11 protein-coding genes and 1 pseudogene are annotated in these 12599 nt (G+C 71.3%); 11 read left to right on the forward strand and 1 reads right to left on the reverse strand.

Going from position 1 to position 12599, the window contains the following annotated elements; genetic code table 11:
* Positions 1–96: 96 nt before the first annotated feature.
* Positions 97–1128 (reverse strand): LacI family DNA-binding transcriptional regulator, encoded by a 1032-nt coding sequence (locus OHN19_RS39790; RefSeq protein ID WP_330268865.1) that lies wholly within the window; start codon positions 1126–1128, stop codon positions 97–99.
* Positions 1129–1327: 199 nt separating this feature from the next.
* Here OHN19_RS39790 and OHN19_RS39795 point away from each other — a divergent pair, with 199 nt between their 5' ends.
* The 11 genes and pseudogenes from OHN19_RS39795 (at position 1328) to aspA (ending at position 12562) form a co-directional block, all read left to right on the forward strand.
* Positions 1328–3349 carry a beta-galactosidase gene (locus tag OHN19_RS39795; RefSeq protein ID WP_330268866.1) on the forward strand — a complete coding sequence of 674 codons (2022 nt, stop codon included), beginning with the start codon at positions 1328–1330 and terminating at the stop codon, positions 3347–3349.
* Positions 3350–3578: 229 nt separating this feature from the next.
* Complete coding sequence (locus OHN19_RS39800; protein ID WP_330268867.1) at positions 3579–3866, forward strand: helix-turn-helix domain-containing protein; 288 nt, start codon at positions 3579–3581, stop codon at positions 3864–3866.
* A 44-nt stretch (positions 3867–3910) separates the two neighbouring features.
* Positions 3911–4887: pseudogene (locus OHN19_RS39805) on the forward strand (SMP-30/gluconolactonase/LRE family protein).
* 167 nt (positions 4888–5054) lie between these two features.
* Complete coding sequence (crcB, locus tag OHN19_RS39810) at positions 5055–5510, forward strand: fluoride efflux transporter CrcB (RefSeq protein WP_330268868.1); 456 nt, start codon at positions 5055–5057, stop codon at positions 5508–5510.
* Complete coding sequence (locus tag OHN19_RS39815; RefSeq protein ID WP_330268869.1) at positions 5507–5899, forward strand: DUF190 domain-containing protein; 393 nt, start codon at positions 5507–5509, stop codon at positions 5897–5899. Before crcB (OHN19_RS39810) ends, OHN19_RS39815 begins: the two co-directional genes overlap by 4 nt.
* A complete protein-coding gene (gene crcB / locus OHN19_RS39820) occupies positions 5896–6270 on the forward strand; it encodes a fluoride efflux transporter CrcB (protein ID WP_330268870.1) in 375 nt (124 codons plus the stop codon). The genes OHN19_RS39815 and crcB (OHN19_RS39820) overlap by 4 nt, the downstream gene beginning before the upstream one ends.
* 73 nt (positions 6271–6343) lie before the next feature.
* Positions 6344–7180, forward strand: coding sequence for an undecaprenyl-diphosphate phosphatase (locus OHN19_RS39825; protein WP_330268871.1), 837 nt, complete (start codon positions 6344–6346; stop codon positions 7178–7180).
* Between the two features lie 602 nt (positions 7181–7782).
* Positions 7783–8466 carry a FadR/GntR family transcriptional regulator gene (locus tag OHN19_RS39830; protein WP_330269821.1) on the forward strand — a complete coding sequence of 228 codons (684 nt, stop codon included), beginning with the start codon at positions 7783–7785 and terminating at the stop codon, positions 8464–8466.
* On the forward strand, positions 8463–9911 hold the full coding sequence (locus OHN19_RS39835) for an amino acid permease (protein WP_330268872.1): 1449 nt from the start codon (positions 8463–8465) through the stop codon (positions 9909–9911). The genes OHN19_RS39830 and OHN19_RS39835 overlap by 4 nt, the downstream gene beginning before the upstream one ends.
* Before the next feature lie 80 nt (positions 9912–9991).
* Positions 9992–11008 carry an asparaginase gene (locus OHN19_RS39840; RefSeq protein ID WP_330268873.1) on the forward strand — a complete coding sequence of 339 codons (1017 nt, stop codon included), beginning with the start codon at positions 9992–9994 and terminating at the stop codon, positions 11006–11008.
* A gap of 141 nt (positions 11009–11149) precedes the next feature.
* Positions 11150–12562, forward strand: a complete 1413-nt coding sequence (gene aspA / locus OHN19_RS39845) for an aspartate ammonia-lyase (RefSeq protein ID WP_330268874.1) — start codon at positions 11150–11152, stop codon at positions 12560–12562.
* The last annotated feature ends 37 nt before the right edge of the window (positions 12563–12599 follow it).

Here is a 12599-nt window from a genome sequence, read left to right on the forward strand (position 1 = left end):
CCCGCGAAGCAGTCCCGAACGCCCGCGTCCGCCCGTCGCCCCCCTTGCGCGCCAACGAACCCGATGCGCAACGCCCCGCCCCGCCGGCCGCAGGCGTCACGTCGACTCCCTCCGAACCAGCTCCGTAGGAAGGATCACCGCCGCCGGGTCCTCGCCACCGAGCTGGGCCAGCAGCACGCGGACCATCTCGGCGCTGATGCGGTCGTAGGGCTGGCGGATCGTGGTGAGGGCCGGGGTGGCCTCCGTCGCCGCGATGGAGTCGTCGAAGCCGCCCACCGAGACGTCCTCGGGGACCCGGCGGCCCGCGCGGCGCAGTGCGGTCAGGGCGCCCAGGGCCATGAGGTCGGAGGCGACGAAGACGGCGTCCATGTCCGGCGCCCGGGTCAGCAGCAGCTCGGTGGCCGCCTCCCCGCTGCCCCGGCTGTAGTCACCGGAGGCCACGAGCCGCTCGTCGATCTCGACACCCGCCTCCGTGAGCACCTCCTTGTAACCGGCGAGGCGGTCGACACCGCCCGGCGAGTTCAGCGGTCCCGTCACGATGCCGATCCGGCGACGGCCCCGCGACAACAGGTGCCGCACCATGTCACGGGCGCCGTCCCGGTCGTCCGCCGCCACATAGCTCACCTTCGAGCCGGACCGCATCGGCTTGCCGCACTGGACGACGGGCACGCCCGCCTTGTGCAGCTCCTCGGCCACCGGGTCGGCGGAGTGGCTGGTCACCAGCAGCACCCCGTCGAGGTGGCCGGCCGTGATGAACCGCTTGATCCGGCGCCGCTCGTCCTCGGTGCCCGCCAGCATCAGCAGCAGCGGGATGTCGTGGGCGGCCAGCGCCTGGGTGCAGCCGCGCAGCAGGACGTTGAAGTTGGGGTCCTCGAAGAACCGCTCCTGGGGCTCCGTGAGCAGGAAGCCGACCGAGTCGGAGCGTCCGGTGATCAGTGAGCGTGCGTGCCGGTTGACGACGTAACCCGTCTTGCGGATGGCGGAGTTGACCGCCTCCTGCGCGGCGGGGGAGACGTAGTGCCCGCCGTTGAGGACGCGCGAGACGGTCCCGCGCGAGACCCCGGCCTCGCGTGCCACGTCGTGGATCGTCGGCGGTCTGCGCCGGCCCCCCGCATTGTTCATGGTCACGACTCTAAGCCCCGTGGGGGCGGCACGGGGGTGGACGGACGGCGGGACGTTCCGGACGGGATGCGACCGAACTGGGATCGTGCACAGGAAAGCTCGCACTCAAGCACTTGGCAAGGGTTACCTCTGTGCGGTTATCTTGGGCAGCGCGCTTCGTGAGCCGTGTGTGCACGTTCCCAACCAACTGATTCGGGAGAGACCCATGCCGGAGACCACCCCCAGGGGCCTCACCAGGCTCGCCTTCGGCGGGGACTACAACCCGGAGCAGTGGCCCGAGAGCGTCTGGGACGAGGACGTCCGGCTGATGCGCGAGGCCGGGGTCACCATGGTCAGCGTCGGCATCTTCTCCTGGGCGCTCCTGGAGCCGGAACCGGGCGTCCACGACTTCGGCTGGCTGGACCGGATCATCGACCTGCTCCACGAGAACGGCATCCGCGTCGACCTCGGCACCCCCACGGTCGTACCGCCCGCGTGGTTCTACCGCGCCCACCCGGACGCGCTGCCGGTCACGGCTGACGGCACCCGCCTCGCCTTCGGTTCCCGCGGCGCCATCTGCCACAGCAACAGCGCCTACCGCGCGGCCGCCGCCGACATCACCACCCGGCTCGCCGAGCGCTACGCCGGCCACCCGGCCCTCGCGATGTGGCACGTGCACAACGAGTACGGCGTCCCCGTCTCCGCCTGCTACTGCGACTCCTGCGCCGCCCACTTCCGCCGCTGGCTCGAGGTGACGTACGGCGGTGTCGACGGCGTCAACGAGGCCTGGGGCACCGCCTTCTGGGGCCAGCACTACACGAGCCTCGAACAGATCGACCCGCCCCGCACCGCCGCCACCGTCGGCAACCCCGGCCAGGCGCTGGACTACAAGCGGTTCGCCGACGCGACCATGCGCGAGAACTTCGTCGCGGAGCGGGACATCCTGCACCGGCTCTCCCCGGGCGTTCCGGTCACCACCAACTTCATGACCGCGCTCAGCCAGTGCGACTCCGTCGACTACTGGGCCTGGGGCCGCGAGGTGGACATCGTCACCAACGACCACTACCTCATCACCGACGGCCGCCGCACTCACGTCAACCTCGCGATGGCGGCGGACCTGACCCGCTCCGTCGCCGGCGGCGCCCCCTGGATCCTGCTCGAACACTCCACCTCGGGCATCAACTGGCAGCCCCGCAACCCGGCCAAGGCGCCCGGCCAGATGGCCCGCAACTCCCTCGCGCACGTGGCCCGCGGCTCCGAGGGCGCCATGTTCTTCCAGTGGCGCCAGTCCCGGCGCGGCGCCGAGAAGTTCCACTCGGCGATGGTCCCGCACGGCGGCACCGACACACGCGTGTGGCGCGAGGTCGTCGAACTGGGCGCCTCTCTGGACTCGTTGAGCACCGTCCGCGGCACCCGCACCCGGGCCGACGTGGCCGTGCTGTGGGACTGGCACTCCTGGTGGGCGCAGAACCTCGACTGGCGGCCCAGCGAGGACCACGACGCCCGCGAACGCGCCGACGCCTTCTACGAGGCCCTCTACGACCGCCACCTCACGGTCGACTTCGCCCACCCCGAAGCCGACTTGTCGGCCTATCCCCTTGTTGTCGTACCGGCGCTGTACCTGATGACGGAGGCGGCCGGCAACAACCTCAGGCAGTACGTCGAGAACGGCGGCACGCTCGTCGTGTCGTACTTCTCCGGCATCGTCGACGAGCACGACGCCGTCCACGAGGGCGCCTACCCGGGCGCGCTGCGCGACGTCCTCGGCCTCACCGTCGAGGAGTTCTCGCCGCTGCTCCCGGGCCAACTGGTCCGGGTCACCGGCCCCGACGGCTCGGAGCTCACCGGCGACGTGTGGTCCGAGTTCGTGGTGCCGCGCGGCGCCGAGACCGTGTGGACGTACGCCGACGGCCTGACCGCGGGCCACCCCGCCGTCACCCGCCACCGCCACGGCGAGGGCACCGCCTGGTACGTCTCCACCCGCCTGACCGCCCAGGGGCTCGACGCGCTGCTCGGCTGGGCCGCCGAGGACGCCACTCTCCCCTCGCGCGCCGACCTGCCCCGTGACGTCGAGGTCGTCCGGCGTGACGGGGACTCCGGTTCCTACGTCTTCGTGATCAACCACACGGCGACGGAGGCCAAGGTGCCCCTGGACGCGCCGGGCACCGAGCTGCTGACCGGCGAACGCGCCGCGGGCCGCCTCGCGGTGCCGGCGGGCACGGTCCGGGTCGTACGGCTCGACGGCTGAACCCGCCCGCCTCCCCACGGGCCCCACCGACTCCCCTCCGCCCGCGAGACCACGAGCCGCGGGCGGAGGGGGCCTCACCCCAAGGCCCCTGCCCGGTCATCGGCCGGACCCGCCGAACAGCCCCTTGTCGTAGAGGAGTTCGATATCGGACAAGCTCAGCGACCCCGGGACAAGGCGCTGCGACTGCGGGACAGTGGTGACACGCAGAAGGAGGGGCGGAGGGGACGACATGCTGAGGACTCCGACCGGCCGGCGGCGACTGGACATCCTGGAGTGGCTGAAGGACCCGGCCGCGCACTTCCCCCCGCAGCGGCACATCGACCCCGTCGAGGACGGCGTGTCCGCCCATGCCGTCGCGGTCAAGCTCGGCGTGCGGCGCTCGGTCGCCCGGACCCATCTCGCCCTCCTGGTGAACATCGGCCTCGTGCGCACCAAGAGAATCCGGTGGCGCACGTACTACCGTCGCGACGAGATGCGCATCGCCGAGGTGGCGCGCATGTTCGAGAAGGGTTGGTAGCGACCGCACCGGAAGGGCAGACACCACATGGACCGCCCACCGCACTGATCCCACGCCACTACGTCGCCCTCGGCGGCCACGGCCCCGAGGACGTCGTCGCCGACGCCCGCGGCCGGGTCCTGACCGGCGTGGCGGACGGCCGCATCCTGCGCGTCGACGGCCTGACCGAGCCCGTCGCGCCCCGCGCCGAGACGCTCGCCGAGACCGGCGGCAGACCGCTCGGCCTCGAACTCCTCCCGGACGGCGCCCTGTTGGTGTGCGACGCCGAACGCGGACTGCTGGGCGTCGACCTCGCCGACGGCACCGTGCGCGTCATCGCCGACGAAGTGGCGGGGGAGCGGCTGCGGTTCGCCAGCAACGTGGTCGCGCTGTCCGACGGCAGCGTGTACTTCACGGTCTCCAGCCGCCGTTACCCCCTCGACCTGGGGGTCCCCCCACGCCTTTAAGGCAGTGGGGGAGGATCGGCGACATCGTCGAACACACCGGGACCGGCCGCCTCCTGCGTCTGGCACCCGGCGACGACACTCCCGAAGTCCTCCTGGAGGGGCTCCAGTTCGCCAACGGCCTCGCGGCGAGCGGCGACGAGTCCTTCCTCGTCGTGGCCGAGACCGGAGCCCGCCGGCTCACCCGCTACTGGCTCGACGGTCCGGGGGCAGGCCGCGCCGAACCCCTCGCCGAGAACCTGCCCGGCATGCCCGACAACATCTGGCGCGGCGGACCCGAAGGGCCGATCTGGGTCTCCCTCGCCGGACCCCGCATCCCCCCGCTCGACCTGCTGCACCGCGCCGCCCCAGCGGCCCGCCGAGCGGCCGCCCGCGTCGCCGTGGGCGCCCCCTACCGACCCACGGGCTTCGTCGGCGTCCTCGCGATCGACGACGAAGGCCGCACCGTCCACCACCTCACCCGCCGCCGCTCCCGCTTCCGCATGGTCACCAGCGTCTGCGAGGCCTCCGGCCACCTGGTCCTCGGCAGCCTCTCCGAGCGCGGTATCGCGCTGTGCGATCCACCCGCCGCGAAGTGACCCCGGCAGGACCCCGGCGTTACCCTGGTCCTCGGTCGCGATCACCCTCGCGGCACGGCGGTGGGGCCCGCCGTACCCGAACCGCGGCGAAGGCGCCGCCAACGGTCCCTACTTGCGATGGAGCGCGCCCGCATGCCCGGGCCCCGGCGAGTAGGAGAGACACGACGATGACAGCCCCGGAGAGCCTCCGCGCCCCCGCGCGGCCCCCACGGCAGTCCGCGTGGCAGGGCCAGGCGCCGGTCGTCGCGGTGGTCGCGCTCGGCGGCGCCCTGGGCGCGACGGCCCGGTACGCCCTCGCGCTCCACTGGCCGGTGCAGCCGGGCGGCTTTCCCTGGGCGACCTTCTGGACCAACGTCGTCGGCTGTGCCGTCATCGGTGTGTTCATGGTCGTCATCACCGACGTGTGGGCCGCCCACCGCCTGGTCCGCCCCTTCTTCGGCACCGGCGTCCTCGGCGGCTTCACCACCTTCTCCACCTACGCCGTCGACATCCAGCGACTCGTGGACCACGGCCGGCCCGCCACGGGCCTGGCCTATCTCGCCGCGACCCTGCTCGCGGCCCTCACGGCGGTGTGGCTCACGTCCACGGCGGCCCGCCGCGTCCTGAAGTGGAGGCAGCCATGACGAGGCTGACCGGCAGAGCCCTGCGCGTGACCGTCCACATCGGCGAGAACGACACCTGGAACCACAAGCCCCTCTACAGCGAGATCGTGCACCGCGCCCACGCCGCCGGGCTGGCCGGGGCCAGCGTCTTCCGGGGGATCGAGGGCTTCGGCGCCTCCTCCCTGATCCACACCTCCCGGCTGCTGTCCCTCAGCGAGGACCTGCCGGTGGCCGTCGTCATCGTCGACAGCGAGACGCGCGTACGGGAGTTCCTGCCGCAGCTCGACGAACTCGTCACCGAGGGCCTGGTGACACTCGACGAGTGCGAGGTCATCCGGTATGTCGGCCGCGACGGGACCCAGGAGCCGACTCGGGGCAAAACGGGCACGAAGGGTAAGAAGTCGTTGTGAACTGGCTGCTGGTCGTCGCGGGTGCCGTGGTGGGTGCCCCGCTCCGCTATCTCACCGACCGCGCGGTGCAGTCGCGGCACGACTCGGTCTTCCCCTGGGGCACCTTCGCCGTGAACGTCACGGGCTGCCTGGTCCTCGGCCTGCTCACCGGGGCGGTGGCGGCCGGGGCCGCGGGGTCCCACCTCCAGCTGTTGCTGGGCACCGGCCTGTGCGGGGCGCTGACGACGTACTCGACCTTCTCGTACGAGACCCTGCGGCTGGCGGAGACCGGGGCGCGCCTCTATGCCGCCGCCAACGTGGCCGTGAGCCTTGTGGCGGGTCTGGGAGCGGCCTTCGCGGGGGTGGCGCTGGCGCAGGTGCTGTGGGCGTAGGGATTCGTCCTCGCCTGCGTGTAGTAAGACTGTGCCCTCCGCACCTGCCTTCCCCTGAGAAGAACTGGATCCCATGAGCGTCATCAGCGTCGGTCAGGCCGTCGTCCTCGGAGCAGTCGAGGGGGTGACCGAGTTCCTTCCCGTCTCCTCCACCGGTCATCTCAAGATCGTCGAGGGGCTGATGAACATCCCCGTCGACGACGACGCCGTCGTCGGGTTCTCGGCCGTCATCCAGGTGGGCGCGATCGCCGCCGTGCTCGTGTACTTCTTCAAGGACATCGTGCGGATCGTCTCCGCGTGGGGGAGAGGGCTGTTCCACAAGGAGGAGCGCTACCACCACGACTACAAGTTCGCGTGGTGGGTGATCGCCGCGACCATCCCGATCGTCGCCGTGGGCCTCGCCGCCAAGCCGCTCATCGAGGGGCCGCTCGCCTCCCTGTGGGTGGTCGCCGGTTCGCTGATCGTCGGCAGCGGTGTGATGTGGGCGGCGGACCAGATGGGCCGGCACAAGCGCGGCGAGGACGACACCTCCTTCAAGGACGCCATGCTGGTCGGCAGCTCGCAGATCCTCGCCCTGCTCTTCCCGGGCTTCTCCCGCTCCGGCGCCACCATGTCGACGGCCCTGATCCTCGACCTGGACCGCGTCGCCGCCACCCGCCTCTCCTTCTTCCTCGGCATCCCCGCCCTCACCGGCGCCGGCATCTACGAGCTCAAGGACGCCCTCGGTGCGGGCGTGGGCGCGGCACCGCTAGCCGTCGGCACGGCCGTCTCCTTCGTCGTCGCCTACGCCTCCATCGCCTGGCTCCTGAAGTTCGTCGCCAAGCACTCCTTCAACGCCTTCGTGATCTACCGCATCGTCGTGGGCCTCCTCCTCTTCGGCCTGCTGGCCACGGGGACGCTGACGGGCTGAACGGGTCCGGGGCGCCGGGCGGCGGTGCTGGAGTTGGGGGCCACAGCCGAGTGCCGTGCCCGACGAGATACCGCGCTGCCGAGCGGGCGTGCTGGACGGGGGGCCGCCGTCCAGCACGGCATCGGCACAGGCCTGTACGACGCCGCGGGACTCGGCCCCGCAGCGCACGCCGAACCCGCCACCGCTCGGCCTCGGCGACGGGCCACGGGCGGCGCCCACCGAGGGCGCTGGGGGGCCTGAGGGAAGCGCGGCGCTGACCGCCCCGGGTGACCGCCCACGGGACGAGGGGGCGGTGCCCTTCATGGAGTTCGAAGGTGGTGACCGCCTGCGGTGCCCTCAGGTAGCCCCTGCCCACAGCCGGCGAGGGCCCTGGCCACTCGCGCGGTACGTCTGACGCCCGTGGGACGCCTGGGCGGTGCTCCCCACGGCGGAGGACGTTGACTGCCACGGATGCGAGGAGGCCCGTCCCTCGCGGGATGCTCCCACCCCCACCCCGTCCACCCCCTTGACAGCACCCTCCCGCCGCCCGGAGTATCTCTCCCGTGAACCTGTCAGACAGCCGGACAGCCAGTCAGCCACAACCCCCGCGGCGCATCAGCGCCATGGAGGCGGTGCTGGCGCATCTGCGTGGCGCCATCGAGCGCGGGGAGTACGCCATCGGCGACAAGCTCCCCTCCGAGGCGGAGCTCTGCCGCACCCTGGAGATCAGCCGGCCCGTCCTGCGCGAGGCCCTCAGGGCCCTGCAGACCATGGGCCTGACCGTCTCCAAGACCGGCAAGGGCACCTTCGTGGTGGCCAACGCGGTGGAGGACCCCACCTTCGGCGACTACGCGGCCAGCGACCTCCTGGAGGTCCGCCGGCACGTCGAGATCCCCGTCGCCGGGTACGCGGCCACCCGCCGCACCCCGGAGAACCTCGACCACCTGGCCCACCTCCTGGACCGGATGGAGCGGGAGACGGACACCACCGCCTGGGTCGCGATGGACACCCTCTTCCACCTCGCCGTGGCCGAGGCCGCCCAGAACCCGGTCTTCCGCCGGGTCATCGAGGAGATCCGGGACGCACTGGCGCGTCAGTCGGCCTTCCTCAACGAACTGGGCGGCCGCCGCGAGCAGTCCAACCGCGAGCACCGCGCGATCGTCGAGGCGCTGATCGACGGTTCCGAGCACGACGCGGTCGAGGCGATGTCCCATCACCTCGACCGCGTCGAGACCACCCTCACCGACATCGTGCGTTCCCCGCGCACGGATGCGGACCCCTCCACGGAAAGCGAACCCCAGGCGTGAGCGAGCAGAGCCTGCACGACGATGTGCGGAAACGTTCCGGCCATGTCGACGCCGGAGACGAGGGCTACAGCAAGTCGCTGAAGTCCCGGCACGTCAACATGATCGCCATCGGTGGCGCGATCGGCACCGGCCTCTTCCTCGGCGCCGGCGGCCGCCTCGCCGATGCCGGCCCCTCCCTGTTCATCGCCTACGCGGTCTGCGGCGTCTTCGCCTTCCTCGTGGTCCGCGCACTGGGCGAACTGGTCCTCTACCGGCCCTCGTCCGGCGCCTTCGTGTCCTACGCCCGGGAGTTCCTCGGCGAGAAGGGCGCGTACGTCGCCGGCTGGATGTACTTCCTGAACTGGGCCACCACCGGCATCGCCGACATCACCGCCGTGGCCCTCTACACCCACTACTGGGGCATGTTCGCCGACATCCCGCAGTGGGTGCTGGCGCTCATCGCCCTCGCGGTCGTCCTCACGGTGAACCTCATCTCCGTGAAGATGTTCGGCGAGCTGGAGTTCTGGTTCGCCATCATCAAGGTGGGCGCGCTCGTGGCGTTCCTGCTGATCGGCATCTTCCTGCTGGCCACCCAGCACCCCATCGACGGCCACCACCCCGGCCCGGCCCTGATCACCGACAACGGCGGCGTCTTCCCCAACGGCCTGCTGCCCATGCTGCTGATCATCCAGGGCGTCGTCTTCGCCTACGCCTCCGTAGAACTGGTCGGCGTCGCCGCCGGCGAGACCGAGAACCCCGAGAAGATCATGCCCAAGGCGATCAACTCGATCATGTGGCGCGTGGGCCTCTTCTACGTCGGCTCGGTCGTCCTGCTCTCGATGCTCCTGCCGTGGAACAAGTACACGGCCGGCGAGAGCCCCTTCGTGACCGTCCTGTCCAACATCGGCATCCCGGCGGCGGGCGGCGTGATGAACCTCGTCGTCCTCACCGCGGCCATGTCCTCGCTCAACTCCGGCCTGTACTCCACCGGCCGCATCCTGCGCTCCATGGCCATGTCCGGCTCGGCCCCGAAGTTCACCTCGGTGATGAGCCGCAGCCAGGTCCCCTACGGCGGCATCCTCCTCACCAGCGGCATCTGCGTCCTCGGCGTCGGCCTGAACTACGTCGTCCCCGCCGACGCGTTCGAGATCGTGCTGAACTTCGCCGCCATCGGCATCCTCGCCACCTGGGGCATGATCATGATCTGTCACCTGCTCTTCTGGCAGAAGGCCGAGAAGGGCGACCTGACCCGCCCCGGCTACCGACTGCCGGGCTCCCCGTGGACCGAACTCGTGACGCTGGCCTTCCTCGCCTCCGTCCTGGTCCTCATGTACGCCGACGGGGGCGCCGGCCGCACCACCGTGCTGTGTCTCCCGCTGATCGTCGCGGCCCTGGTCGCCGGCTGGTACGCGGTCCGGGGCCGGGTCGCCCGGGCGGCCGGCAGCACCGAATCGACAGGCGCGTGATCGCTCGCGCGCAATCCGAGTCCGAACCAACCGGCACGCACGCGCGACCCGCGTGACGTCGCCCGGAGAAGCAGGAAGTGATGTACAGCAGTTCCGTCGCGGCCGCACCCCTGGTCCGTGAACCCCTCCACGCCCCGGTCGCCCACCTCATCCGCGGTGGCCTGATCGAGGGCACCCACTACGGCTCCGTCGTGGTCCTCGGCCGCGACGGGGACGTCCGCTTCCAACTCGGCGACATCGAGGCCGCGTTCTATCCGCGGTCCGCGCTCAAGCCGGTCCAGGCCGTCGCCATGGTCCGGGCCGGGCTGCCCCTCGACGGCGAGCTCCTCTCGCTCGCCGCGGCCAGCCACTCCGGCGAGGAACGCCACCTCGACGGGGCGCGGCGGATCCTGGAACTCGCGGGGGTCTCCGAGGACGCCCTGCGCAACGTCCCGGACATGCCGTTCGGGTCCGAGGTGCGCGACGAGTGGATCCGGCAGGGGCGCGGACCGTCCCGGCTCGCGCAGAACTGCTCCGGGAAGCACGCGGCGATGCTGTACACGTGCGTGCTCAACGACTGGCCCCTGGAGGGCTACCTCGACCCCGCGCACCCGCTCCAGCAGGCGATCGCCGAGATCGTCGAGGACCTCACCGGACAGCGGATCGCGCGCGTGACCGTCGACGGCTGCGGCGCGCCGCTGTTCTCGGTGTCCCTGCACGGTCTGGCGAGGGCCGCCGCCCGGATCACGTCTGCCGCTCCCGGTACTCCCGAGGCCCGGGTGGCCGACGCGATGCGCGCGCACGCGGAGATGGCGTCCGGGGCGGGTCGGGACGTGGCCGCGCTGATGAAGGCGGTGCCGGGGCTGCTCGCCAAGGACGGCTTCGAAGGTGTCGAGGTCGCGGCCCTTCCCGACGGGCGGGCGGTCGCCGTGAAGATCTCCGACGGGGCGAACCGGGCGCGGGTGCCGGTCGCCGCGGCGGCGCTCGCCCGTGCCGGGGTCTCGGCGGATCTGCTCACGGAGTTCCAGGGGGAGGCGTTGCTCGGGGGCGGCCGTGAGGTCGGGCAGGTGCGGCCGGTTCGTTCGCTGGAGCCCGTTGCCGAAGCGGCTTGCGCCTAAGAGTCTGCCCCTGCCTGTCGTCCGGCGGCCGCGGGCCGTACGTGGCTGGTCGCGCCCACGCGGCGGAGCCGCACATCGAAACAGCCCCGCGCCCCTGAAAAACCTCACCTGAACCCTCCTGGAAGAAGGACCCATACCCTCATGACCGCCGCCGTCAGCCGCCGCGAGCACGACCTGCTGGGTGATCGGGACGTACCCGCCGACGCCTACTGGGGTGTTCACACCCTGCGCGCCACCGAGAACTTCCCCATCACCGGCACCCCGATCTCGGCCTATCCCCATCTGATCGACGCCCTCGCCGCCGTCAAGGAGGCCGCCGCGCTGGCCAACGAGGAGCTCGGACTGCTGGAGCCGAGGAAGGCGGCCGCGATCGTCGAGGCCTGCCGGGAGATCCGGGACGGCAAGCTGCACGACCAGTTCGTGGTCGACGTGATCCAGGGCGGGGCCGGCACCTCGACCAACATGAACGCCAACGAGGTCATCGCCAACCGGGCGCTGGAACTGCTGGGGCACGAGAAGGGGCAGTACTCGTTCCTGCACCCCAACGAGGACGTCAACCTGGGGCAGTCGACCAATGACGTCTACCCGACCGCAGTCAAGATCGCGACGGTCTTCGCGGTACATGGACTGCTCAAGGCGATGGCTGTACTGCAGGACTCGTTCGCCCGCAAGGCCGTCGAGTTCCGCGATGTGCTCAAGATGGGCCGTACACAGTTGCAGGACGCGGTGCCCATGACGCTCGGTCAAGAGTTCTCGGCCTATGCCGTCATGATGGACGAGGACCGGTCCCGTCTTGACGAGGCCGTCGAGTTGATCCATGAGATCAACCTGGGGGCCACGGCCATCGGCACCGGACTCAACGCTCCGGCCGGATACGCCGAGTCGGCCCGCCGCCACCTCGCCGCGATCACCGGGCTGCCCCTGGTCACCGCCGCCAACCTGGTCGAGGCGACCCAGGACTGCGGGGCGTTCGTCCAGATGTCCGGCGTACTGAAGCGGATCGCGGTCAAGCTGAGCAAGAGCTGCAACGACCTGCGGCTGCTGTCGTCCGGTCCGCGGGCCGGTCTCGGCGAGATCAACCTGCCGCCGGTACAGGCCGGTTCGTCGATCATGCCCGGCAAGGTCAACCCGGTGATCCCCGAGGTCGTCAACCAGGTCGCCTTCGAGGTCATCGGCAACGACGTCGCCATCACGATGGCGGCGGAGGCCGGACAGCTCCAGCTGAACGCCTTCGAGCCGATCATCCTGCACTCCCTCTCCGAGTCGATCACCCACCTGCGGGCCGCCTGCCTGACGCTCGCCGAGCGCTGCGTGGACGGCATCACCGCCAACACCGAGGTGCTGCGCCGGACCGTCGAGAACTCCATCGGCCTGGTCACCGCCCTCAACCCGCACATCGGCTACACGGCCGCCACCGACATCGCCAAGGAGGCCCTCGCCACGGGCCGCGGCGTCGCCGAACTCGTCCTGGAGAAGGGCCTGTTGCCCGCCGAGACACTGGCCGACCTGCTGCGGCCGGAGATCCTCGCGGGCAGCGGGACGGCCGGGGCCTGACGGCCCGCACCAGCCGTGATCCGCACCAGGACCGACC

The organism is Streptomyces griseorubiginosus (genome assembly GCF_036345115.1).
GTDB lineage: Bacteria > Actinomycetota > Actinomycetes > Streptomycetales > Streptomycetaceae > Streptomyces > Streptomyces griseorubiginosus_C.

Coding starts and splice junctions, on each gene's coding strand:
- OHN19_RS39795 (WP_330268866.1), top strand. CDS start 1,328: ATGCCGGAGACCACCCCCAGGGGCCTCACCAGGCTCGCCTTCGGCGGG.
- OHN19_RS39800 (WP_330268867.1), top strand. CDS start 3,579: ATGCTGAGGACTCCGACCGGCCGGCGGCGACTGGACATCCTGGAGTGG.
- crcB (WP_330268868.1), top strand. CDS start 5,055: ATGACAGCCCCGGAGAGCCTCCGCGCCCCCGCGCGGCCCCCACGGCAG.
- OHN19_RS39815 (WP_330268869.1), top strand. CDS start 5,507: ATGACGAGGCTGACCGGCAGAGCCCTGCGCGTGACCGTCCACATCGGC.
- OHN19_RS39825 (WP_330268871.1), top strand. CDS start 6,344: ATGAGCGTCATCAGCGTCGGTCAGGCCGTCGTCCTCGGAGCAGTCGAG.
- OHN19_RS39830 (WP_330269821.1), top strand. CDS start 7,783: ATGGAGGCGGTGCTGGCGCATCTGCGTGGCGCCATCGAGCGCGGGGAG.
- OHN19_RS39840 (WP_330268873.1), top strand. CDS start 9,992: ATGTACAGCAGTTCCGTCGCGGCCGCACCCCTGGTCCGTGAACCCCTC.
- aspA (WP_330268874.1), top strand. CDS start 11,150: ATGACCGCCGCCGTCAGCCGCCGCGAGCACGACCTGCTGGGTGATCGG.